Origin of the sequence: Erwinia sp. JH02, assembly GCF_013074405.1 — a bacterium.
In the GTDB taxonomy this organism is placed as follows: Bacteria; Pseudomonadota; Gammaproteobacteria; order Enterobacterales; family Enterobacteriaceae; genus Erwinia; species Erwinia rhapontici.
In genome coordinates this window covers 80047-104152 of the sequence record NZ_JABANZ010000013.1, presented here as the reverse complement: position 1 = coordinate 104152, position 24106 = coordinate 80047, and the positions used below count along the sequence as shown (strand labels likewise).

The 24106-nt window shown below is 55.3% G+C and carries 20 protein-coding genes; 15 read left to right on the top strand and 5 right to left on the bottom strand.

Annotated elements, in window-relative coordinates; all coding sequences use genetic code 11:
- The first annotated feature begins 214 nt into the window (after positions 1 to 214).
- The 5 genes from ugpB to ugpQ all read left to right on the top strand — a co-directional run bounded on the left by ugpB (position 215) and on the right by ugpQ (position 5171).
- Positions 215 to 1531 carry a sn-glycerol-3-phosphate ABC transporter substrate-binding protein UgpB gene (gene ugpB, locus HHI26_RS22360; RefSeq protein WP_133846618.1) on the top strand — a complete coding sequence of 439 codons (1317 nt, stop codon included), beginning with the start codon at positions 215 to 217 and terminating at the stop codon, positions 1529 to 1531.
- Between the two features lie 97 nt (positions 1532 to 1628).
- Entirely contained in the window at positions 1629 to 2516 is an 888-nt protein-coding gene (gene ugpA, locus HHI26_RS22355; protein WP_133846619.1) for a sn-glycerol-3-phosphate ABC transporter permease UgpA, read from the top strand.
- Positions 2513 to 3358: a sn-glycerol-3-phosphate ABC transporter permease UgpE gene (ugpE, locus tag HHI26_RS22350; RefSeq protein WP_133846620.1), complete on the top strand. Its 846-nt coding sequence runs from the start codon at positions 2513 to 2515 to the stop codon at positions 3356 to 3358. The genes ugpA and ugpE overlap by 4 nt, the downstream gene beginning before the upstream one ends.
- Positions 3359 to 3360: 2 nt before the next feature.
- Positions 3361 to 4431, top strand: a complete 1071-nt coding sequence (locus HHI26_RS22345) for a sn-glycerol-3-phosphate import ATP-binding protein UgpC (RefSeq protein WP_171149714.1) — start codon at positions 3361 to 3363, stop codon at positions 4429 to 4431.
- Positions 4431 to 5171 carry a glycerophosphodiester phosphodiesterase gene (ugpQ, locus tag HHI26_RS22340; RefSeq protein WP_133846622.1) on the top strand — a complete coding sequence of 247 codons (741 nt, stop codon included), beginning with the start codon at positions 4431 to 4433 and terminating at the stop codon, positions 5169 to 5171. The genes HHI26_RS22345 and ugpQ overlap by 1 nt, the downstream gene beginning before the upstream one ends.
- A gap of 224 nt (positions 5172 to 5395) precedes the next feature.
- Here the strand turns inward: ugpQ and HHI26_RS22335 are convergent, their stop codons facing one another.
- Positions 5396 to 5683, bottom strand: a complete 288-nt coding sequence (locus HHI26_RS22335) for a DUF2756 domain-containing protein (RefSeq protein ID WP_133846623.1) — start codon at positions 5681 to 5683, stop codon at positions 5396 to 5398.
- A 155-nt stretch (positions 5684 to 5838) separates the two neighbouring features.
- Between HHI26_RS22335 and ggt the strand changes: the two genes are divergently transcribed.
- On the top strand, positions 5839 to 7587 hold the full coding sequence (ggt, locus tag HHI26_RS22330; RefSeq protein ID WP_133846624.1) for a gamma-glutamyltransferase: 1749 nt from the start codon (positions 5839 to 5841) through the stop codon (positions 7585 to 7587).
- A 45-nt stretch (positions 7588 to 7632) separates the two neighbouring features.
- On the opposite strand, the gene HHI26_RS22325 is transcribed toward ggt, so the two are convergent.
- Entirely contained in the window at positions 7633 to 8775 is a 1143-nt protein-coding gene (locus tag HHI26_RS22325) for a phytanoyl-CoA dioxygenase family protein (RefSeq protein WP_133846625.1), read from the bottom strand.
- 13 nt (positions 8776 to 8788) lie between these two features.
- Positions 8789 to 9619, bottom strand: coding sequence for an SDR family oxidoreductase (locus HHI26_RS22320; protein ID WP_133846626.1), 831 nt, complete (start codon positions 9617 to 9619; stop codon positions 8789 to 8791).
- Positions 9620 to 9927: 308 nt separating this feature from the next.
- Here HHI26_RS22320 and HHI26_RS22315 point away from each other — a divergent pair, with 308 nt between their 5' ends.
- Complete coding sequence (locus HHI26_RS22315) at positions 9928 to 11109, top strand: aspartyl protease family protein (protein WP_133846627.1); 1182 nt, start codon at positions 9928 to 9930, stop codon at positions 11107 to 11109.
- 67 nt (positions 11110 to 11176) lie between these two features.
- On the opposite strand, the gene HHI26_RS22310 is transcribed toward HHI26_RS22315, so the two are convergent.
- Positions 11177 to 11671 carry a GNAT family N-acetyltransferase gene (locus HHI26_RS22310; protein WP_133846628.1) on the bottom strand — a complete coding sequence of 165 codons (495 nt, stop codon included), beginning with the start codon at positions 11669 to 11671 and terminating at the stop codon, positions 11177 to 11179.
- Between the two features lie 364 nt (positions 11672 to 12035).
- Between HHI26_RS22310 and HHI26_RS22305 the strand changes: the two genes are divergently transcribed.
- From HHI26_RS22305 to gntU, 4 genes are all read left to right on the top strand, one after another.
- Complete coding sequence (locus HHI26_RS22305; RefSeq protein ID WP_133846630.1) at positions 12036 to 12731, top strand: pirin family protein; 696 nt, start codon at positions 12036 to 12038, stop codon at positions 12729 to 12731.
- Positions 12732 to 12836: 105 nt separating this feature from the next.
- Positions 12837 to 13832 carry a gluconate operon transcriptional repressor GntR gene (gene gntR / locus HHI26_RS22300; protein ID WP_159337835.1) on the top strand — a complete coding sequence of 332 codons (996 nt, stop codon included), beginning with the start codon at positions 12837 to 12839 and terminating at the stop codon, positions 13830 to 13832.
- Positions 13833 to 14038: 206 nt separating this feature from the next.
- The gene (gene gntK / locus HHI26_RS22295; RefSeq protein ID WP_133846632.1) at positions 14039 to 14578 is read left to right on the top strand and encodes a gluconokinase; all 540 of its coding nucleotides are present in this window, start codon (positions 14039 to 14041) and stop codon (positions 14576 to 14578) included.
- A gap of 6 nt (positions 14579 to 14584) precedes the next feature.
- On the top strand, positions 14585 to 15925 hold the full coding sequence (gene gntU, locus HHI26_RS22290; RefSeq protein ID WP_133846633.1) for a gluconate transporter: 1341 nt from the start codon (positions 14585 to 14587) through the stop codon (positions 15923 to 15925).
- Between the two features lie 134 nt (positions 15926 to 16059).
- Here gntU and HHI26_RS22285 read toward each other — a convergent pair whose 3' ends face one another.
- Entirely contained in the window at positions 16060 to 16653 is a 594-nt protein-coding gene (locus tag HHI26_RS22285) for a YhgN family NAAT transporter (protein WP_133846634.1), read from the bottom strand.
- 272 nt (positions 16654 to 16925) lie between these two features.
- Here HHI26_RS22285 and asd point away from each other — a divergent pair, with 272 nt between their 5' ends.
- The 4 genes from asd to glgC all read left to right on the top strand — a co-directional run bounded on the left by asd (position 16926) and on the right by glgC (position 23971).
- Positions 16926 to 18035: an aspartate-semialdehyde dehydrogenase gene (gene asd, locus HHI26_RS22280; RefSeq protein WP_133846702.1), complete on the top strand. Its 1110-nt coding sequence runs from the start codon at positions 16926 to 16928 to the stop codon at positions 18033 to 18035.
- Between the two features lie 468 nt (positions 18036 to 18503).
- Complete coding sequence (glgB, locus tag HHI26_RS22275) at positions 18504 to 20690, top strand: 1,4-alpha-glucan branching enzyme (protein ID WP_133846635.1); 2187 nt, start codon at positions 18504 to 18506, stop codon at positions 20688 to 20690.
- The gene (gene glgX / locus HHI26_RS22270) at positions 20687 to 22672 is read left to right on the top strand and encodes a glycogen debranching protein GlgX (RefSeq protein ID WP_133846636.1); all 1986 of its coding nucleotides are present in this window, start codon (positions 20687 to 20689) and stop codon (positions 22670 to 22672) included. Before glgB ends, glgX begins: the two co-directional genes overlap by 4 nt.
- A 12-nt stretch (positions 22673 to 22684) precedes the next feature.
- Entirely contained in the window at positions 22685 to 23971 is a 1287-nt protein-coding gene (glgC, locus tag HHI26_RS22265; RefSeq protein ID WP_133846637.1) for a glucose-1-phosphate adenylyltransferase, read from the top strand.
- Positions 23972 to 24106 lie beyond the last annotated feature (135 nt).

Sequence of the window (24106 nt, the reverse complement as noted above, 5' to 3'; positions counted from 1 at the left end):
CAATAAAACGGGTCGGGCATGCCCGACCCCTACGTTATCCGTTGGGGCGCGGCATGCCTCGCCCGATATCAATAATGCACCCCCGACCGTCACCTCGCTGTCACCCCACTGTCATAACTTCGTTATTTTTCTGTCATTTTCGCATGTCATGTTACCTCCCGACTCAAAGAATGCGCGATAACGCGCCTTATAACACCGGGTACAGGAAACCGACATGTCATCAATCGCCTTTCGTCATACCGCACTTAGCGTGGTACTGGGACTGACTCTTAGCGCCAATGCGCTGGCCGCCACTGAGATCCCATTCTGGCACTCAATGGAAGGTGCGCTGGGTGAAGAAGTTAACTCGCTGGCCACCCGCTTTAACGCAGAAAACCCTGACTATAAAATCGTACCAACCTACAAAGGTAACTACGAGCAGAGCATGTCAGCGGGTATTGCTGCCATTCGTTCTGGCAAAGCCCCAGCGATTTTGCAGGTGTACGAAGTCGGTACGGCCACGATGATGGCATCGAAAGCGATTGTTCCGGTCAATGAAGTGTTTAAAAACGCGGGCATTGCGATGGATCCGAAGCAGTTTGTGCCCGCGGTGGCAGGCTACTACAGCGATTCGAAAGGCCAGCTGATTTCCCAGCCATTTAACAGTTCCACCCCGGTGCTGTACTACAACAAAGACGCCTTCAAAAAAGCCGGCCTTGACCCAGAGCAGCCGCCAAAAACCTGGCAGGATCTGGCGAAATATACGGAAGCACTGCGTAAAGCGGGCATGACCTGTGGTTACGCCAGCGGCTGGCAGGGCTGGATCCAGATTGAGAACTTCAGCGCCTGGCATGGTCTGCCCGTTGCCACCAAAAACAACGGTTTTGACGGCACTGACGCGGTACTGGAATTCAACAAACCGACGCAGGTTCGCCATATTGCCCTGTTGGAAGAGATGAACAAGAAGGGTGATTTCACCTACTTCGGCCGTAAAGATGAATCCACCGCCAAGTTCTATAACGGCGATTGTGCCATCACTACCGCCTCTTCCGGCTCGCTGGCGGATATTCGTAGCCACGCCAAGTTCAACTACGGCGTAGGCATGATGCCGTACGATGCAACCGTGCCGAACGCGCCACAGAACGCCATCATCGGTGGGGCCAGCCTGTGGGTCATGAAAAACAAAGATGCAGAAACCTACAAAGGCGTCGCCAAATTCATGCAGTTCCTGGCGAAACCAGAAATTGCTGCTGAATGGCACCAGAAAACCGGTTACCTGCCGATCACCACGGCCGCGTATGAGCTGACCAAACAGCAGGGCTTCTATGACAAGAACCCGGGTGCGGACATTGCGACACGTCAGATGCTGAACAAAGATCCACTGCCGTTCACCAAAGGGATGCGTCTGGGCAATATGCCGCAGATCCGCACCGTGGTGGATGAGGAGCTGGAAAGCGTCTGGACCGGCAAGAAAACTCCGCAGGCGGCACTGGATAGCGCCGTTGAACGGGGTAATCAACTGCTGCGTCGTTTCGAACAACAGACCAAATAACGTTGACGCATGTAGGGGTGGATCCCCGATCCGCCCATCAGGGCCGACCAGAACAGCGGTCGGCCCCTGTGACGTTTTTCGCACGAGATAAACCTTTATGTCCCAACCTCGTCCCGTATTTCGCGCCAAAGCACTGCCCTACCTGCTGGTGCTGCCACAGCTGTTAATCACGATCATTTTCTTCCTCTGGCCCGCGGGCGAAGCCCTGTGGTACTCGGTCCAAAACGTCGATCCTTTCGGCATCTCCAGCACGTTTGTCGGGCTGGAAAACTTTATTCGCCTGTTTGGCGACAGCTACTACCTTGATTCTTTCTGGACCACGCTGGTATTCAGCGGTCTGGTCACCGTGATTGGTCTGGTGGTGTCACTGCTGTTTGCCGCGCTGGTCGACTACGTGCTGCGCCTTAAACGCTTTTATCAGACGCTGATGCTGCTGCCTTATGCGGTGGCTCCTGCGGTAGCGGCGGTGCTGTGGATGTTTCTGTTCAGTCCGGGCCTCGGTCTGATTACCCATTTCTTAGGGCTGCTGGGTTACAGCTGGAACCATGCGCAAAATAGCGGCCAGGCGATGTTCCTGGTCGTTTTGGCCTCGATCTGGCAGCAAATGAGCTACAACTTCCTGTTCTTCTTTGCCGCGTTGCAGTCTATTCCTAAATCCCTGGTAGAGGCGGCCGCGATTGACGGCGCAGGCCCGGTGCGGCGTTTCTTCAGCCTGTCGTTGCCGCTGATCGCCCCGGTGGGTTTCTTCCTGGTGGTCGTCAATCTGGTGTACGCCTTCTTTGATACCTTCCCGGTGATTGATGCCGCCACGGGCGGTGGCCCGGTACAGGCGACGACGACGCTGATTTATAAAATTTACCGTGAAGGCTTTGCCGGTCTGGATCTCTCCTCGTCCTCTGCGCAGTCCGTGGTGCTGATGGTGCTGGTGATTATTCTGACGGTGATTCAGTTCCGCTATGTCGAGAAGAAGGTGCGCTACCAATGATCGAAAACCGACGCGGGCTGGATATTTTCAGCCATACCCTGCTGGGCCTCGGTATCCTCACCGTGCTGTTCCCGCTGTATGTGGCGTTTATTGCCGCCACTCTCAGTACGGAACAGGTGTTTCAGGTGCCGATGCCGCTCATCCCCGGTACGCACCTGTGGGATAACATTTCCAGTATCTGGACCCACGGCGTGGGGCAAAACAGCGCGCCCTTCAGCACCATGCTGTTTAACAGCCTGATCATGGCGTTGGCGATCACCACCGGAAAAATTACCGTCTCCATGCTGTCGGCGTTTGCGCTGGTGTGGTTCCGCTTCCCGCTGCGTAACCTGTTTTTCTGGATGATTTTTATCACCCTGATGCTGCCGGTTGAGGTGCGTATTTTCCCGACGGTGGATGTGATCGCCGACCTCAATATGCTTGATAGCTACAGCGGGTTAACCCTGCCGCTGATGGCGTCGGCCACCGCCACGTTCCTGTTCCGTCAGTTCTTTATGACGCTGCCTGATGAACTGATGGAGGCTGCACGTATTGATGGTGCCAGCCCGATGCGCTTCTTCTGGGACATCGTACTGCCGCTGTCGAAAACCAATCTGGCAGCGCTGTTTGTCATCACCTTTATCTACGGCTGGAACCAGTACATGTGGCCGTTGCTGATTGTCAGCGACAGCAAACTGGGGACGGCAGTCGCGGGTATCCGCAGCATGATTGCCACCGGTGATGCGGCAACCCAATGGAACCTGGTGATGGCGGCGATGATCCTCACGCTGATCCCACCGGTAGTGATTGTTTTAGTGATGCAGCGCGCCTTTGTTCGCGGTCTGGTTGAGAGTGAGAAATAACGATGGCAGGTGTAAGACTTCAGGCAGTAACGAAATCCTACGATGGGATAAACCCGATTATTCAGCCGCTGGATGTCTCAATCCGCGACGGTGAGTTTATGGTGATGGTCGGGCCAAGCGGCTGTGGAAAATCGACACTGCTGCGCATGGTGGCCGGGCTGGAACGGGTGACCAGCGGAGATATCTATATTGATACCCGCCGTGTGACCGAAGAGGAGCCAAAAGATCGCGGTATCGCGATGGTATTCCAAAACTATGCACTCTACCCGCATATGAGCGTGGAAGAGAATATGGCCTGGGGCCTGAAAATTCGCGGTATGGGCAAAGAACAGATCCGCCAGCGCGTGCTGGAGGCGGCACGCAGCCTGGAGCTGGAGGCACTGCTGAAACGCCGCCCGCGTGAGCTGTCCGGTGGGCAGCGCCAGCGTGTGGCGATGGGGCGCGCCATTGTGCGGGAACCAGCGGTATTTCTGTTTGATGAACCGTTGTCTAACCTGGATGCCCGGCTGCGTGTGCAGATGCGTCTGGAGCTGCAGCAGCTGCATCGTCGTCTGAACACCACCAGTCTGTACGTGACCCATGACCAGGTAGAAGCGATGACGCTGGCGCAGCGGGTGATGGTGATGAATAAAGGCGTGCTGGAACAGCTCGGTACGCCGGTGGAAATTTATGAGCGCCCGGCCACGCGTTTTGTCGCCAGCTTTATTGGTTCCCCGGCGATGAACCTGTTGGAAGGGCAGGTGAATGCTGACGGTTCACGTTTTAATCTCAGCGACAGTATGGCGCTTCCCCTGAGCGTACCGATGGCAAAATGGGCCGATCGCGCATTGACGATGGGCGTTCGTCCGGAGCATATTGAACTCTCCTCCCGGCAGGACGGCGGCATTCCACTGGTGGTGGATACGCTGGAAATGCTGGGAGCGGATAACCTGGCACACGGTCGCTGGGGCAATAATAAACTGGTGGTGCGCCTGCCGCATTCGGTGCGACCTGAGATGGGCAGCACGCTGTGGCTGCATCTGCCGCCGCAGTCATTGCACTTCTTTGACCCTAATGGACAACGGATCGACTAATGAATAAGACCTGGCCATACCCGCCCATTGTTGCCCATCGCGGCGGCGGGAAACTGGCGCCGGAAAATACCCTGGCCGCTATCGATATCGGTGCGCAACTGGGACACCGGATGATTGAGTTTGATGCCAAACTGTCGCAGGACGGTGAAATTTTCCTGCTGCATGATGACACCCTTGACCGCACCAGCAACGGCTGGGGTGTGGCAGGGCTGTTGCCGTGGGACAAGCTGGTCCAGTTGGATGCCGGTAGCTGGTTTGGTAGTGCATTCACCGATGAGCGCCTGCCGCTGCTGGCTGATGTCGCGGCACGCTGCCGCCAGCATCGTCTGATGGCGAATATCGAAATTAAACCTACCACTGGTCTGGATGCAGAAACCGGGCGGGTGCTGGCGCTGGCGGCAAGGGTGATGTGGCAAGGGCAGGTGATGCCGCTGCTGTCATCGTTCTCGTATCAGGCGCTGGAAGCGGCACAACAGGCGGCGCCGGAGTTGCCACGCGGGCTGCTGCTGGATGAGTGGGATGACAACTGGCAGACACTGACCACCACGTTGGACTGCGTGTCGATTCACCTGAATCATAAGCTGCTGGATAAGGCGCGCGTTGCACTGCTGAAACAGGCCGGGCTGCGTATTCTGGTGTATACGGTCAATAACCCGGATCGGGCGCGTGAGCTGTTGCAGTGGGGCGTGGATGCGATCTGCACCGACCGCATTGATGTGATTGGACCGGATTTCCGCTGAATAGCGGGTCGGGCATGCCCGACCCCTACGAATCGTGTGATTGATTGGGCATCGCGCTGTACGGTTTTATGTAGGTGCGAGGCATGCCCGCCCCCTACAAATCGTGTGACCGATGAGGCATCGCGCTGTACGGTTTTATGTAGGTGCGAGGCATATCTGACCCCCTACGAATCGTGTGAACTGATGGGATTTATGTAGGGGCGAGGCATGCCTCGCCCTGAGCGTCAATTCTGTGGCAGCTGTTTCACCTGACCCTCTTTGGTGCGCTGGGCCGCACTGTCACGCTGCTCCTGCATTTTCCGCTGCAAATCCTGCTGCTGACGCTGTTGATCCTGCTGGAGTTTCAGCTTCTGCTGCGACTGCTGGTTCTGCATATTTTGCTGCAAACGCTGCGTGCTGGGATTGTAGCCCGGCTGTTGTGGGTTGCTGTTATTGCTGTTGTTGCTCAGCATGTTCGCCATACCGGTTAACGGCAAAATGGCGGCAAAGATAACTAACCATTTCATTTTCATTTTTATTCCTCCGTGTTACTGCCTTAAGTCTACTTCAGCAACAAGCCCTGCACGCCAGGAGTGTTCCTGATTTGCGTTAAAATTCGCCTTTCATCCATTTTTGTGCATATTTATCAAAGGCAAACATAACGTAAATATAATTAAAGGATGTAACAATGATGACACAAGCTACTCTGAAGCGCCTGTCGTGGTCGCTGTTAGCCGGGTTACTGGTGTGGCAGGGGGCAGGTGCTGCTCCCACTGCGCCGCCTGTTTCTTACGGGGTTGGGGCGGACACCTTCCATCCGGTGAAAGCGCAGCACGGTATGGTCGCTTCGGTGGATGCAACGGCGACAGAGGTTGGGGTGAAAATCCTCGAACAGGGCGGAAATGCGGTGGATGCGGCTATCGCCGTGGGTTATGCGCTGGCGGTGACGCATCCACAGGCAGGGAATCTCGGCGGCGGGGGTTTTATGCTGTTGCGCACCGCGTCCGGTAATACCACCTCGATTGATTTTCGCGAGATGGCTCCGGTACACGCCAGCCGCGATATGTTCCTGGATGCGGCGGGCAACGCCGACAGCAAAAAATCACTGACTTCCCATCTTGCCTCCGGCGTGCCGGGAACGGTGGCAGGATTTTCACTGGCCAGTCAGAAATATGGCACGCTGCCGCTGAGTACCTTAATCAAACCGGCACTTGAGCTGGCACGTAAAGGCATCGTGGTGAACGACTCGCTGGCGGATGACCTGAACGTTTACGGTAAAGAGGTGCTGGTAGGGCATGCGAACAGTAAAGCCATCTTCTTTAAAGCCGACGGTACGCCTTATCTCAAAGGCGAAAAGCTGGTGCAACGCAATCTGGCACGCAGCCTCGAACTGATTGCACAGCAGGGACCGGATGCCTTCTATAAAGGCAAAATTGCCGATGAGATCGCAGGCGAGATGCAGCAGCACGGTGGGCTTATCAGCAAAACGGACCTGGCGAACTACCGTGCGATCGAGCGCAAGCCGATCAGCGGCACCTACCGTGGCTATGAAGTCTTCTCGATGCCGCCACCCTCATCAGGCGGCATTCATATTGTGCAGATCCTCAATATTCTGGAAAACTTTGACCTGGCGAAGATGGGATTTGGCAGCGCAGATGCCATTCAGGTGATGGCGGAAGCAGAAAAATATGCCTATGCCGATCGCTCGGAATATCTGGGCGATCCGGATTTTGTCAAGGTGCCGTGGCAGGCGCTGACCAGCAAAGCGTATGCTAAATCGCTGGCGCAGCAGATTGATGTCGCCAAAGCGCGCCCTTCCGCGGAGATTAAACCCGGTAAGCTGGCCCCGTATGAAAGCAATCAGACCACGCACTTCTCGGTGGTGGATAAAGACGGCAATGCGGTAGCGGTTACCTACACGTTGAACACCAATTTCGGCAGCGGAATTGTCGCCGGTAACAGCGGCATTCTGCTGAATAATGAGATGGACGACTTCTCCGCGAAACCGGGAACGCCAAACGTTTACGGGCTGGTGGGCGGTGAAGCCAATGCGGTACAGCCTTACAAGCGCCCGCTCTCTTCCATGTCGCCGACCATTATCGCTAAAGACGGGAAAACCTGGCTGGTAACGGGCAGTCCGGGCGGGAGCCGCATCATCACTACTGTGCTGCAAATGGTCGTGAACAGCATTGATTTCGGAATGAACGTCGCCGAAGCCACCAACGCGCCGCGCTTCCATCATCAATGGTTACCGGATCAGCTACGTGTAGAGAAAGGCTTCAGCCCGGATACACTGAAACTGTTGAGCCAGAAGGGGCAGAATGTGAAGGTGATGTCTGCCATGGGCAGCACGCAGAGCATCATGCTGGGGCCGGACGGGATGCGTTACGGTGCGTCAGATCCGCGCACCATTGATGATTTAACCGCGGGGTATTGATGTGATGCGGGCCGACCAGGAAACAACAGGTCGGCCCGCGGAAAATCACGCCTGACGTTTCTGCACGTGCTCGCTTAACTGCTGATCAAAGTGCACTTCCGACCATCCCTCCTGTAATGCCTGCAACAGCAGCGCCTGCTGCGTCTGTGGCACCAGTCCGCCCAGCGGTGGATCGGTATCCAGATTGGTCGGGAACGAATAGCCCTCTGCCGCAGCGGCAATCACCGCATGACGCTGTTCTGTCTCCAGCTGGCGCTGACGCAGAGCGGGATAGAGGCTCAGCAGTACTTTGACGTGGTTGACCTTCTCCATGGTTTTGCCAAAGCTGGAAGAGACCTGGAGCAGGTTGGCCGTGCGGATATGATCTGCCGTGGTGTTATTACCTGCCGCATGGAACAGCGCCGGGTTGAAGAACAGCCCGTCGCCTTTTTGCAGCGGTAGCTGAATCGCATGCTGCTGGAAGTATTCAATAAATTTGGGCTGGCGCCAGGCCAGATACCCGCCCTCATACTGATGGGAAAAGGGCAGCAACTGGGTTGGGCCAGATTCCAGCGGCATATCCGTATGCGCTACCGCGCCTTGCAGGGTGAGATACTGCGACAGGATCTGTAAAGGCAGCGGGAAGCGGGCCACAACCTCATTACTCTGGAAACCCAGATGATAATCGCGGTGTGGCTGCTGTGCTTTACCGCCCGGCCGTACCTGATTCACCTGTGCGGTGATCTCATAGCCCGGCCCGACCCAGCTTTCGCAGATCAGCGCCAGCAGGGGATTTCCGTAGTAATCGATAAAGGCATCGGCATCGCGTTCTGCCACTTTTTGCAGGGCATTCCAGATGCGTCCATTGCTGCCCGCCCTGGCAAAATGATCGCCGCCGCCGCCGGAGGCCGCCTCATCACGCAGGATCTCCTCAAACAACTGACTGCTGTGGTCGACGGCCGCCAGATCGCGGTACAGCCCTTTAACAACAAATACGCCAGGCCCGGATGAGAGCGCCCGATGCAGTTCACTGAGCACCGACTGGCGATCGTCACGGGCGGCATTGATCAGCGACTCAGCCTGATAAATCAAAACATTCCGTTGTGCGCCGTGCGCCAGCGGGTAATCCTGTTGATGCAGGGTCTGCTGTGATACGGTGGCGAAATCATCCAGCGAAAGCTGTGCTTCATTGAGATAGATTGCGTTCATAATCGGTCGCTCCTTACAGGGCCAGTATCTGCTGAGGCTGTGGTGCACCATCATCACCGCAGCCCACCACGTTCTGATCAAAGTCGATGACGGCACCGGTCATCATCCCGGACTCTTCAGAGAGTAAAAATGCCACGCCACGGGCCACTTCCCGGGGCTTCAACAGTCGGCCAAAGGGCTGCTCGCGTTCGGCTTTTTCCAGCCAGTCGTCGCTCGCCTGGTGATACTGCTTCTGGATGTCATCTTCGTGTGGTGTATCCATCCAGCCAATATTCAGGCCGTTAACGCGAATGCGGTTGCGCATGGCGCTGAAAGCAACGTTTTTCGTCAGCGTAACCAGTGCGCCTTTTGAGGCGGCATAGGTGGTGAGGAAGCTCTGGCCGCCGTGAGAGGTCATGGTGATAATATTGACGATGCTGCCTTCCACCTTGTTGGCAATCATCAGTTTGATCGCCGCCTGCATCAGAAAGAATGGCGCACGGACGTTGACGGCAAAGATGGCGTCAAAAAGTTCGGGGGTCGTATTGAGGATGGTGCCACGATCGGACATTCCGGCACAGTTCACCAGACCATGCAGCGTACCGAAGCGCGTTGCCGCTTCGGCAATCACCTGTTCGCAGGCTTGTGGGTCACTGATATCGGCGGCGACAAACCAGGCTTCACAGCCGAGTGCCCGTAACGCCTCTTCTTGAGCCGCCCCGGCCTTGCGGTTTCGGCCACAAAGAATCAGCCCGCGCGCGCCGCGTTCTGCCAGTAATCTTGCAACGGCAGCGCCCAGTCCCTGAGTGCTGCCCGTGACCACATAGACGTTACCGTGAAACTGCTGATTAATATTTAAGCTCATGATTAAACTGCCTTTATTGTTGATTTATGTAGGGTTGGTCGTCAGAGGAAATGGCTCCAGACCACCTTATCACTTACATTTCATTAACAATACGCACGAATCACCTCAAAAAAACCTCAAAAAAAGGTGTCAAATGTGAGTGTGACAGGGGGATGAGTGAGTTGGGTTCAATCCAGTGTTTTTTGCTTTTTCTCGACAATTAGCACGCTTAAATCTCGTTTTGTCCTCTTTTTAACGTAGATTGAAGAAACGTAAACGTCACAGGGCCCCCAATACTGGAACATGGGGCATCCACTACAAGGAAGGTTATGAAGTACTCTGCACTGACCATCATTTTTTCCGCTGCGCTGCTGTCGGGATCATTATCGGCTCTGGCCGACCGCATTCCTGTCTCCGCCCCACAGGCCGTGTTAACGAGCCCCGTGCGGCCCGATGTTCTGATTGTGCCGGTGGCCATCAGCGGCAAGCAGTACCATTTCCTGCTGGATACGGGCATCAGTACGCTGGTGATTGATAATGCGCTGGCGAGTGAGCTGACGCATCGGCTTCCCGTTGACCAGGTGTCGGCGTTGCAACGGGCTATCCTGGCGGCAGGTCTTCAGACGCCGGGTGGGCCGCTGCCTGCAGATGCACTCCTGCTTTGGCAGCCGATGGCATTGGCTATTGGCGATCGCGTGTTGCCCGCCAGTGCCCCGTGGCTGGGGATGGATCTCAGTGCCTTTACTCAGGTGACCGGTGTGAAAATTGACGGGATTTTAGGCCAGGATATTTTTCGCCAGTTTGCGTGGCAGGTTGATAATCAACAGGGGCAGCTCAGCGTCTGGCAGCAAGCGCCCGGCACGCTGGATTACCCGGTGTGTGTTCCCTACCGCGATGCCTATGATTCCGGGCCTGAATTGTTGCTGGACTATCACAATCGCCCGGTCCATATGCGGGTTGATACCGGCGTTTATTACAGTTACATCGGTGATGAGCTGATTAAAGCAAGCCGCGAACGTCCTGAAAGCGCGGTGCTGACAGGCATCAATCAGCCCGTTCTGGGGCTAACTGGCCAGGCGGTAAGTGTTGGGTATTCACTGACAGGCTTAAGTTTTAATCAGATGCCGCTGGGTAAGCTGCTGGTACGTGAGAACAAACAGGGAGCATATGGTCTGGGGATGAACTTTCTGGCCCGCTTTGATAGCTATCTTTTCATGCCGAAAAAAATGCTGTTTTGTTATCGGGAGCAACACTTTACTCGCGACGAGCCTGAACCGCAGCGCATCCTTTCCGTTCGTTATTACGCACATCGGGTTGAGTTCTTTTCTCATTCCCCGACCGCACTGGCCCGCTTTGGTCTGCAAAATGGGGATGTGCTGGTGGAAGTTAACGGCAGTAAAGTCCTGCCTGAAGGCCTTCATCAACTCCGTATTGCCCTGGCGGACACTCCGGCAGGGCAATTAGTGCTCAAGATTGAGCGTCGCGGTAAAATGAAAACGATCAGGATTTGATGATGCAGGGGAGGGCTCATACTGAGCTCATCCCCGCAAGATAGTGCTCGCTTTGGCACCACGCCAGTTATGACCGGAAGCGCGCCATGTAGAGGGCATCAACCTGCTGGCCATTGCGTAATGCATAACGCCGGGCGCAGCCTTCAGTTTCAAAACCAAATTGTTCATACAACGCGATAGCGGCATGGTTGTCGGCAAAGACCGTGAGTTCGATACGCTCAACGTTCAGCCAGTTATCACAGAGATCGATGATCGTACGCATCATCGCTTTCGCCACACCCTGGCCGCGATAACGGACATCGACCCCGAGGCCAAACGTGGCGGTATGACGGCGGCGGGCGCGATTGTTGACCTCCAGCGTGACCTGGCCAGCCACTTCATCACCCCTGCAGGCCACCAGCATTTGCATGCCATCCGGCACAGAGGCGATGCGTTCCTGCCACTTTTTTAGCGAGGGATGGGGGAGCTGTAGTGTATCGGCATAGGTTTCCGGCTGGCTGTACAACTGATAAATGGCAGTGGCATCTTCCGCAAGCACATGTCGAACAATAATCTCACTCATTTTCCCTCTCCGTAGATTGTATAATCCTCTTTAAAATCAGGGTTTTTTATCGCCATATCAAGCAAAAAATAATCAGAAAATGGCTTTACAAGTGCGAATGATAATGATTATTATTGTCATGCGTTTTCAGGAAGGCCTCTGGCACAGACTGAGAAGGCACGACATTGCTCACATTGCTTCAGTATTTCTTAGCCAGCTCGGGTGCTGGCTTTTTTTTTGCCTGTCTTCCGCCGCACATCTGCAATTCTCCTGTTTCTTTCTGCGCATTTATATCGAATATTTTGAACAGAGAAGACAATTTTATCCGCTATCATCCACAGCGCTACAGGTCCAGACTGTGTCAAAACGTTGAGGAGAATTGAATATGATTTACTTACGCAAAGCACAAGATCGTGGTCATGCAAATCATGGCTGGCTGGACAGTTACCACACCTTCTCTTTTGCCGATTACTACGATGCCAATTTTATGGGCTTCTCGGCACTGCGAGTGATTAACGAAGATGTGATTGATGGTGGTCAGGGATTTGGTACGCATCCTCATAAAGATATGGAAATCCTGACTTACGTGCTGTCCGGTACGGTTGAACACAAAGACAGCATGGGCAACAAAGAGCAGATCCCGGCGGGTGAATTCCAGATTATGAGCGCCGGTACCGGGGTCCGTCACTCTGAGTACAACGCCAGCAAAGATGTACCGCTGCATCTGTACCAGATCTGGATCATCCCGGAAAAAACCGGTCTTGAGCCACGTTACGCGCAGCGCCGCTTCGACGATGTGCAGGGACGCCAGCTGGTGCTGTCACCGGATGCCCGTGAGGGTTCGCTGAAGGTGTTCCAGGATATGACGCTGTCCCGTTGGGCGCTGAAATCCGCTGAGCAGGGTAGCGTAGAGGTGGAAGAGGGTCGTCGTATCTGGATCCAGGTGGTGAAAGGGGCGGTTACCGTCAACGGTGAAGCGGCAACAACGTCTGACGCGTTTGCCATCTGGGATGAAAAATCCCTGGCGATTGTTGCCAGCAGCGATGCCGAAATCCTGTTGTTCGACCTGCCACCGGTCTAAGTGTTCTCCCTGTCACATTTTGGGTGCGGTTTACCGCACCCTTCCTCTTTTTTATCCCTATCTTTGTTACACTCAGCTCAACTCGTTCCTATTCGTTGAAGCCAGATGAAGAAAAAAAGACCGGTACTACAGGATGTTGCCGATCGCGTAGGCATCACTAAAATGACCGTTAGCCGCTATCTGCGTCATCCCGATCAGGTTTCTGCCGCGTTGCAGGGCAAGATCGCTGCCGCGCTGGATGAGCTGGGTTATATCCCTAATCGCGCCCCCGATATGCTCTCTAATGCCACCAGTCGGGCGATTGGCGTATTACTTCCCTCATTGACTAACCAGGTCTTTGCCGATGTATTGCGCGGCATTGAAGCGGTGACCGATGCAGCGGGTTACCAGACGCTGCTGGGTCATTTTGGCTACAGCGCTGAAAAAGAAGAGCTACAGCTGCGCTCGCTGCTGGGCTGGAACATTGATGGCCTGATCCTCACCGAACGCACCCATACTGCTGCCAGCCTGCGCATGATTGAAACCGCCGGCATCCCGGTGATTGAGATGATGGACTGCATCTCGCCGTGCCTCGATATGGCGGTCGGGTTTGATAATGTCGAAGCGGCCCGCCAGATGACCCATGCCATTTTGCAAAAAGGCCATCGTCATACGGTGTATCTCGGCGCACGCCTGGATGAACGCACCCTGCAAAAAGAGCAGGGCTATCGCCTGGCGATGCAGGAAGCCGGGCTGGAGCCTCGCTGCGTGATGATGGAAGCGGCATCGTCGTTTTCCGCCGGTGCGATGCTGATGTGCGAAGCGCAGAAGCGCTATCCGCAGACTGACAGCCTGTTTTGTACCAATGACGACCTGGCGGTCGGTGCAATGTTTGAGTGCCAGCGTCAGGGGCTGCAAGTGCCGCAACAGATGGCGATTGCCGGTTTCCACGGCCACGATATTGCTCATGTGGTTAACCCGTCGCTGGCGACGGTGCAGACGCCGCGTGAGCGTATGGGGCATGAATCTGCAGCGCTGTTGCTGGCGCGTATTCGCGGTGAAAACGTGGATACGGCACCGGTGGATGTCGGCTTTACGATTCTGGCGGGCGGGAGTATTTAATACAGGTCGGGCCTGCCCGACCCCTACGCCTCCATCGACTTACCCCTTTGTGCCTCTCTCCGTCTGAATCTGTCATTTTTTTGAACCACCTCACATTTACCAGCTTTTTCCGCCGTGGCTGTTGCCATACTCACTGCACATCCAGACAATGTTACCGATAACAAATAACCGAACACATCTGCTACCTCTCTGCCGGAGCCAAAACAATGACCACTCATTCATCGCCTAATCACGTCTTCGTACTGATGGGTGTATCCGGAAGCGGCAAATCTGCCGTTGCCAATGCCGTTGCGCATCAACTGAAGGCGGCCTTCCTCGATGGTGATTTTCTGCACCCACGCGCCAACATTGAAAAAATGTCTGAAGGCCATCCACTGAATGATGACGATCGTCGTCCGTGGCTGGAGTCGATCAACGATGCGGCATTCGCCATGCAGCGCACCAACGATGTGTCACTGATTGTTTGTTCGGCACTGAAAAAAAGTTATCGCGATATTCTGCGCAAAGGTAACAGCAACCTCTCATTCGTCTATCTGAAGGGTGACTTCGATACCATTGAGTCGCGTTTGCGTGCACGCAAGGGGCACTTCTTCAAACCGCAGATGCTGGTGACACAATTTGCCACGCTGGAAGAGCCGGGCAGCGATGAAGATGATGTGCTGGTCGTCGATATTAATCAGTCACTTGATGACGTTGTTGCGGCAACACTCAAAACCATTGACGGTGCGACAGAAAAAAATAAGTAGGGTGTAATGAGTACTGCAACACTGGTGTTAACGGCGGCGGGCTCGGTTTTGCTGTTGCTGTTTTTAGTGATGAAGGCAAGGATGCACGCCTTTGTGGCGCTGATGTTAGTGTCTATTGGCGCAGGTCTGTTCTCCGGGATGCCGCTGGATAAAATTGCCACCACGATGGAAAAGGGCATGGGCGGTACGCTCGGCTTCCTCGCCATCGTGGTTGCGCTGGGCGCGATGTTTGGCAAAATTCTGCATGAAACGGGCGCGGTCGATCAGATCGCCATCCGTATGTTGAAAACCTTTGGTGAAAGCCGTGCCCATTATGCGATGGGGATTGCCGGGCTGATTTGTGCCCTGCCGCTGTTCTTTGAGGTGGCCGTGGTGCTGTTAATCAGCATTGCCTTTGCGGTTGCGCGCCGTACCGGCGATAACCTGGTGAAGCTGGTTATCCCGCTGTTTGCCGGGGTGGCCGCTGCGGCGGCGTTTCTGCTGCCCGGGCCAGCGCCGATGCTGCTGGCTTCGCAGATGCATGCTGATTTCGGTTGGATGATTCTGTTGGGCCTGTGTGCCGCCATTCCGGGAATGCTGATTGCCGGACCGCTGTTTGGCCGTTTCATCAGCCAGCATGTGACTTTTGGTATCCCCGCGGAAGGCGATCATCCTGAATTTGATGAGAGCAAACTGCCCTCGTTTGGCTTCAGTCTGTCGCTGATCCTGTTTCCCCTGCTGCTGGTGGGGCTGAAAACTGTTGGCGCCCGCTTTACCACGCCTGGCTCTACGCTGTACGAGTGGCTGGAGTTTATCGGTCATCCGTTTACCGCCATCCTGCTCGCCTGCCTGGTGGCGATTTATGGTCTGGCATACCGTCAGGGCATGGATAAAGAGCGCGTGATGGAGATTTGCGGTGCGGCGTTACAGCCTGCGGGGATTATTCTGCTGGTGATTGGTGCCGGGGGCGTGTTCAAACAGGTACTGGTGGATTCCGGTGTGGGTCCGGCGCTGGGTAATGCGCTGACCGGGGCCGGTTTGCCGGTGGCGTTGGCCTGCTTCGTGCTGGCCGGTGCCGTGCGCATTATTCAGGGGTCGGCAACGGTGGCCTGTTTAACAGCGGTGGGCCTGATTATGCCCGTGATTGAACCGCTGCATTATTCCGGTGCGCAGATGGCCGCGCTGTCGATCTGTATTGCCGGAGGTTCAATTATCTGTAGCCACGTCAATGATGCCGGTTTCTGGCTGTTTGGCCGCTTTACGGGGGCAACCGAAGGGCAGACGCTGAAGACCTGGACGCTGATGGAAACCATACTCGGCACCGTTGGGGCAATTATCGGTATGATTGCGTTCGAATTGTTGTCGTAGTCAGCAAGGGCGAGGTGTGCCTCGCCCCTAGGTATTAATACGATGTTGGCAGGATTGAAGCGTGCCTCGCTCCTGCGTATTAACACCTGTGTCGTAGGGTCGAGGCATGCCTCGACCTTAACGCCATGTAAGGATTACAGTTTCAGATAAACGCGTATCCCATCCAGAAACATCTGCGTTGCCAGCATAATCAGAATCAACCCCATCAGACGCTCCAGCGCATTGACCCCTTTATCTCCCAGCAGTCGTAAAAACAGCCCCGATAGCAGTAAAATCACCACCGTCAGCCCCCACGCAATCAGCAGTGCACCGACAAGATGGCCCATATTCTGTGGATACTGGTGTGACAGCAGCATCAGGGTTGCCAGCAGAGAGGGCCCTGCCACCAGGGGGATTGCCAGTGGCACCAGGAACGGCTCTTCACCTGCTGACAACCCGCTACTGCTGCTTTCCTGCGAAGGGAAAATCATCTTGATGGCGATCAGAAACAGAATAATACCGCCGGAGATCGATACCGTTTCGGTACGCAGATTCAGGAACGCGAGAATTTTTTCGCCCGCAAACAGAAACAGCAGCATGATCAGTAGCGCGATCAGCATTTCGCGAATGAGCACCATCCGTCGACGTTTCGGCTCCAGATGCTTCAAAACCGACATAAAAATCGGCAAATTGCCCAATGGATCCATTATCAGCAACAATAATATCGTGGCCGAGATCATTTCAGTCATCGTTGTTGTTCTCTTTATTAATCAATGTTCGCCTCTTATAAGCAGAGCTGCTAAAAAAAACCGTCTAATCGATTTAATTCACTTGCCACTTTTCCTGCAACTTGTAAGGTTTAGCAATCTAATATTTTAACTCTAACAGGTCAGGCGCCACTGTCGCAGCCAGTTTGCTTACCGCCAGCGTACAGCAACCGTAGCGTACTGAAGTACGTGAGGATTGCGAGCACTGCCGGGGGCGAAAATGGCAAGTAAAGTAGCCCGGGATAAAGGTAATGATGAAATCTGTAGGATTGGTAGGTTGGCGTGGGATGGTGGGCTCGGTACTCATGCAGCGCATGAGCGAAGAGCGCGATTTTGATGTGATTCGCCCGGTATTCTTCTCGACGTCTCAGCACGGCCAGGCGGCGCCAGCGTTCGGCGGCCAGTCTGCGGGCACGTTGCAGGATGCCTTTGATATTGAAGCGCTGAAAGCGCTGGATATTATCATCACCTGCCAGGGCGGCGACTACACCAGCGATATTTATCCTAAGCTGCGCGCAGCCGGCTGGAACGGCTACTGGATTGATGCGGCATCCACGCTGCGTATGAAAGATGACGCGATTATTATTCTCGACCCGGTCAACCACAAGGTGATCCACGACGGCCTGAACAACGGAATAAAAACCTTCGTTGGCGGTAACTGCACCGTGAGCCTGATGCTGATGTCACTGGGCGGTCTGTTTGAAAATAACCTGGTGGAGTGGGCATCCGTGGCGACCTACCAGGCGGCTTCCGGCGGCGGTGCGCGCCACATGCGTGAACTGCTGACCCAGATGGGCATGCTGCACAACCACGTGGCGAAAGAGTTGCAGGACCCGGCTTCTGCCATCCTCGACATTGAGCGTAAAGTCACCGAGTTGAGCCGCACTGGCGTGTTACCAACTGATAATTTCGGCGTACCGCTGGCAGGCAGCTTGATCCCGTGGATCGACAAACAGCTGGATAACGGTCAGACGCGCGAGGAATGGAAAGGCCAGGCGGAAACCAACAAAATCCTGCGTACCAGCAGCGTCATCCCGGTTGACGGTCTGTGCGTGCGCGTTGGTGCGCTGCGCTGCCACAGCCAGGCGTTTACTCTGAAGTTGAAAAAAGATGTGCCGTTGGCTGAAATCGAACAGATGCTGGCCGCACATAACGAGTGGGTGAAAGTGGTCCCTAACGACCGTGATATCTCCATGCGTGAATTGACGCCAGCCGCCGTTACCGGCACGTTGAACACCCCGGTAGGTCGCCTGCGTAAGCTGAACATGGGGCCGGATTATCTTTCCGCCTTTACCGTTGGCGACCAGCTGCTGTGGGGCGCGGCAGAACCGCTACGTCGTATGTTGCGTCTGCTGGTGGGTTAATTCGGGTCATTTCCCCTCTGCCGCTGGCAGGGGGGATGTCACCCTGTTTCGATTTGCATCATCATTTTTCACTGTTATTACGTGCACCTTCCTTTGTGTTAACTGGCGATTCTCCGCGCCAGAATTCAGTCACTTCCCCTTGCCCGGGGCTTGAACCCTGGCAGGTCTAAGAAGGGTCTGACGTTCCTGTCTCACGCCTTTAAAGCAATAAACTTTGATCTGAAAGAAATATTTTTACGCTTTCATCCATGGCTATTGTTTTCCCCTGGCTATGCTTAAAAAGCCACAGTTCCTAAAACATTATTTTTTTTCACTTCGTTATTTTATTGCACGCTGCGGCGGTTTTTACCCAGTGGAAGGTTACCTCTGCCGGTCAGTGTGTTTTGGGCTCAATGAAGAGCAGTGCATTGGCGATACCCGAATCGGGGATTCCGCCAGTCGACTGCCGATCATCACGGGAAGAAAGTCATGTCAGAGCTTATGGATCGTCGTGTGATTAACGCTTTAGTCTCTGGTCATTTTGCTGACCCCTTTTCTTTACTGGGCATGCACAAGACCGACAAGGGTCTTGAAGTGCGTGCTCTGTTACCGGACGCCAGCGAAGTCTGGGTGATTGAAACCAGTACGGGCAATAAATGTGTGCAGCTGGTGTGCCTCGATTCTCGCGGTTTTTTTCAGGGGGTGATCCCCAAACGTAAAACTCCGTTTCGCTATCAACTGGCCGTCACCTGGCACGGTCAGCAAAATTTAATCGACGATGCTTACCGCTTTGGTCCACTGCTGCCGGAAATGGACAGCTGGCTGCTGGCGGAAGGGACCCATCTGCGGCCTTATGAAACCCTGGGTGCGCATGGCGATGTGATTGACGGTGTGATTGGCACCCGCTTTGCCGTCTGGGCGCCGAATGCTCAGCGCATCTCTGTGGTCGGTGAATTTAACTTTTGGGATGGACGTCGGCATCCGATGCGCCTGCGGCGTGAAATTGGTATCTGGGAGTTGTTTATCCCGGGCGCCACGCAGGGGCAGCTTTATAAGTTCGAGATTATCGACCATCAGGGACAACTGCGCCTGAAAGCCGACCCTTACGCGTTTGAGGCTCAGATGCGTCCGCAAACGGCCTCTATGATTTGCGGTATTCCAGAGAAAACCACTCTGTCACCGGAGCGCCAGCGTGCGAACGGTTTTGACGCACCGATCTCGATTTATGAAGTGCACCTCGGCTCCTGGCGCCGCCACACGGATAACCACTTCTGGTTGAGTTACAAAGAGCTGGCAGAACAACTGGTGCCTTATGCCAAAGAGATGGGCTTTACCCATCTGGAGCTATTGCCCATCAATGAGCATCCATTCGACGGGAGCTGGGGTTATCAGCCACTGGGAATGTATGCCCCAACGCGCCGTTTCGGCACTCGCGATGATTTCCGTGCCTTTATTACGGCGGCCCACAATGCCGGGCTGAACGTGCTGCTGGACTGGGTTCCCGGCCACTTTCCATCGGATGATTTTGGTCTGGTGAAGTTTGATGGCACGGAGCTGTATGAACATGGCGACCCGCGCGAAGGCTTTCACCAGGACTGGAACACGCTGATCTATAACTTTGGTCGCCGTGAGGTGAGTAATTATCTGGCGGGGAATGCACTGTACTGGATCGAGCGTTTCGGCATTGATGGCCTGCGGGTGGATGCGGTGGCATCCATGATTTACCGCGACTACAGCCGCGCCGAAGGCGAATGGGTGCCGAATCATGTTGGCGGGCGTGAGAATTTCGAGGCGATCTCTTTCCTGCGCTACACCAACCGAACGCTGGGCCATGCTGCCCCCGGTTCGATTACCGTGGCGGAGGAGTCAACGGACTTTGATGGCGTGTCACGACCGCCGGAAATGGGCGGCCTGGGCTTTTGGTTTAAATGGAACCTCGGCTGGATGCACGACACCCTCGACTACATGAAGCTCGATCCGATCTACCGCCGCCATCATCACAATCTGATGACGTTCGGTATGCTTTACAACTACACCGAAAACTTCGTGCTGCCGCTGTCCCACGATGAAGTGGTTCACGGCAAGAAGTCGATTCTGGACCGCATGCCGGGTGACACCTGGCAGAAGTTCGCCAACCTGCGTGCCTATTACGGCTGGATGTTTGGCTTCCCGGGTAAAAAGCTGTTGTTTATGGGTAATGAGTTCGCTCAGGGCAAAGAGTGGAACCACGATACCAGCCTGGACTGGCATCTGCTGGAAGGGGAAGACAACTGGCATAACGGCGTGCAGCGTCTGGTGCGCGACCTGAATCATACCTACCAGGCACAGACGCCGCTGCATCAACTCGATTTCGACCCGGCCGGGTTTGAATGGCTGGTGGTGGATGACTTTGATAACTCGGTGTTTGTCTTTGTGCGCCGCGATCGCGATGGCAATGAACTAATCGTCGCCAGTAACTTTACCCCGGTGCAGCGTGAAAGCTATCGCTTTGGCGTGTCGGGTGCCGGGCGCTGGCGCGAAGTGCTAAACACCGACTCCGGCCATTATCACGGCGGTAACAACGGCAACCTGGGAACGGTCAGCACCGATGACTGGGGCAGCCATAACCGCAGTCACTCTCTCAGTCTGACGCTGCCTGCGCTCTCGACGCTGTGGCTGGTACGGGAGGCAGAATGACATCACTCCGTGAGGGACTTCCAGCACCGCGCGGTGCCCACTATGACGGCAAAGGGGTGAACTTTACCCTGTTCTCGCAGCATGCTGAACGCGTGGAGCTTTGTCTGTTTGATGCCAGTGGCACGGAGACGCGTGTGGATCTTCCTTCACGGAGTGGCGACATCTGGCACGGCTACCTCCCCGGCGGTAAACCGGGCCAGCGTTATGGTTATCGCGTGCATGGTCCGTGGCAGCCGCAGCAGGGGCAACGTTTTAATCCGGCGAAGCTGTTGCTCGACCCCTGCGCACACGAAGTGCTGGGTGAAGTCACGGACGACCCTTGTTTCCAGTGTGGGGTGCAGCAGCCGGATCCCCTTGATAGCGGGCCGCTGGCACCGAAAAGTGTGGTGCTGGCCGATGATTTTGACTGGGACGAGGATGCGCCACCGCGCGTGCCCTGGGGCAGTACCGTGATTTATGAGGCCCACGTACGTGGTCTGACAAAGCTGCATCCGGATATCCCGGAAGCGATACGCGGCACTTACGCGGCGCTGGGGCATCCGGTGATGATCGACTACTTTCAGCGACTGGGGATCACCAGTCTGGAGCTGTTGCCAGTGGCCTGCTTCGCCAGTGAACCGCGCTTACTGCGGATGGGATTGAGTAATTACTGGGGCTACAACCCGCTGGCCTGCTACGCGCTGGAAGCGCGCTACGCCTCCGGCCAGCACCAGCTGCATCCGCGTCAGGAGTTCCAGCAGGCTGTGAAGGCGCTGCATCAGGCTGGCATAGAAGTGATTCTTGATGTGGTGTTTAACCACAGCGCAGAGCTGGAGGAGACTGGCCCCACGCTGTCGATGCGCGGCGTCGATAATCAGAGCTACTACTGGCTGGACGGGCAGGGGGAATATCAGAACTGGACCGGCTGTGGCAACACGCAGAATCTCAGCCACCCGCAGGTGATGGCGTGGATGCTCGACTGCCTGCGTTACTGGGTAGAAGAGTGCCATGTCGATGGCTTCCGCTTTGACCTGGCCACCGTACTGGGGCGCACGCCGGACTATCATCAGGATGCGCCATTGTTTCAGGCGATTGCAGCCGATCCTGTGCTGTCAGGCTGCAAGCTGATTGCCGAACCCTGGGATATCGGCATCGGGGGTTATCAGGTCGGCAATTTTCCTCCACCATTCGCCGAATGGAATGACCATTTTCGCGATGCTACGCGGCGTTACTGGCTGCATGGCGAGTTGTCCAACGGCGACTTTGCACGGCGTTTTGCCGGGTCGAGCGATATCTTCGATCGTGGCGGCCGACGGCCCTCCAGCAGTATCAACCTTATCACTGCCCACGACGGTTTTACCCTGCGAGATGTGGTCAGTTATGAACATAAACATAACGAAGCGAACGGCGAAGATAACCGTGATGGCAGCAACAATAACTTCAGCCATAACCACGGCGTGGAAGGATTACAGGCGCCGTTACTGATTATGGAACACCGCCGTCGTAGCGTGCATGCCCTGTTGGCCACGCTGCTGCTGGCGCAGGGGACGCCGATGTTACTGGCCGGGGACGAACACGGGCACAGCCAGCACGGCAACAATAATGCTTACTGCCAGGACAATCCGCTGACATGGTTCAACTGGCAGCAGCACGATCGCGGACTGTTTGCTTTCACTGCCGCACTGATCCATCTGCGCCGCCGTATTCCGGCGTTGCAGCAGGATCGCTGGTGGCAGGACGGTGATGGCAATGTGGAGTGGCTGAACGACCAGGGACAGCCGTTGACCACTGAGCAGTGGGAGCAGGGGGCGCATCGTTTGCAGATCAGGCTTTCACAGCACTGGTTACTGACGATCAACGCCACCGAAGAAGTGTATGACCTGGTGTTACCTGAAGGGAAATGGCATGCCATTCCTCCCTTTGCCGGGGATGATAACCCGATTCTGTCAACGGTCTGGCATGGAGCCGCCCACGGTGTGTGCGTGTTCCAGGAACAATCATAATAGGAATCAGACATGGTCAAATTAGATAAGAACGACCCTGTAATGCTGGCAAGGCAACTCCCTACACAAACTGTTGCGCTGATCCTTGCGGGTGGACGCGGTACGCGTCTGAAAGACCTGACCGCCAAGCGTGCGAAACCGGCCGTTCACTTCGGCGGCAAGTTTCGCATTATCGATTTTGCGCTTTCCAACTGTCTGAACTCCGGCATACGACGTATTGCGGTGATCACCCAGTATCAGTCGCACACGTTGGTACAGCATATCCAGCGCGGCTGGTCCTTCCTCAATGAAGAGATGAACGAGTTCGTCGATCTGCTGCCTGCGCAGCAACGCCTTTCCACCGACCACTGGTATCGCGGCACCGCCGATGCGGTAACGCAGAACCTCGATATCATTCGTCGCTACCGTGCGCAGTACATCGTGATCCTGGCCGGGGACCACATCTACAAGATGGACTACTCGCGCATGCTGATCGATCACGTAGAAAACGGTGCGCGCTGCACCATTGCCTGTCTGCCGGTGCCGCTGGAGGAAGCCAGTTCCTTCGGCGTGATGAAGGTGGATGATGATAACAAGGTGGTTGAGTTCCTTGAGAAACCGGAGAACCCACCCTCAATGCCTGGCGACAGCAGCCGGGCGTTAGCCAGCATGGGTATCTATGTTTTTGATGCCGAATATCTTTTCGGCCTGCTGGAAGTCGATCAGGCGTTACCGGAGTCGAGCCATGATTTCGGTAAAGATTTGCTGCCAAAAATTGTCGCCAGTGGTGAAGCTCTGGCGCACTCGTTCAGTCTCTCCTGCGTTCAGCATGATGAGACGGCAGAACCTTACTGGCGCGATGTCGGCACGCTGGAAGCCTACTGGAAAGCCAATCTTGACCTCGCTTCTGTGATGCCAGAACTGGATATGTATGACAGTACCTGGCCGATCCGCACCCATATGGAACCGTTGCCGCCGGCGAAGTTTGTGCAGGATCGCTCCGGTAGTCACGGGATGACAATGAATTCGCTGGTGTCAGGGGGCTGCATTATCTCTGGTTCAGTGGTAGTGAACTCGGTGCTGTTCTCCCGGGTTCGAATTAACTCCTTCTGCAATATTGAGTCATCGGTATTACTGCCGGATGTAGAGGTGGGACGTTCCTGCCGTCTGCGACGTTGTGTGATAGACCGTGCCTGCGTACTGCCAGAAGGAACGGTGATTGGCGAAAATCCGGATGATGATGCCCGGCGTTTCCACCGATCGGAAGAAGGGATCGTTCTTGTCACCAGGACCATGCTGGCGAAGCTTGGCTGGCGATAGCACACACGTAATCCAAAATAATTGAAGTTGCATCCAGGCGGCAAGAGAACGAGTCCCGATGAGCTTACTCAGGTAAGTGATTCGGGTGAGTGAACGCAGCCAACACAGAGGCAGCTTCAAGTATGAAGGATAAAA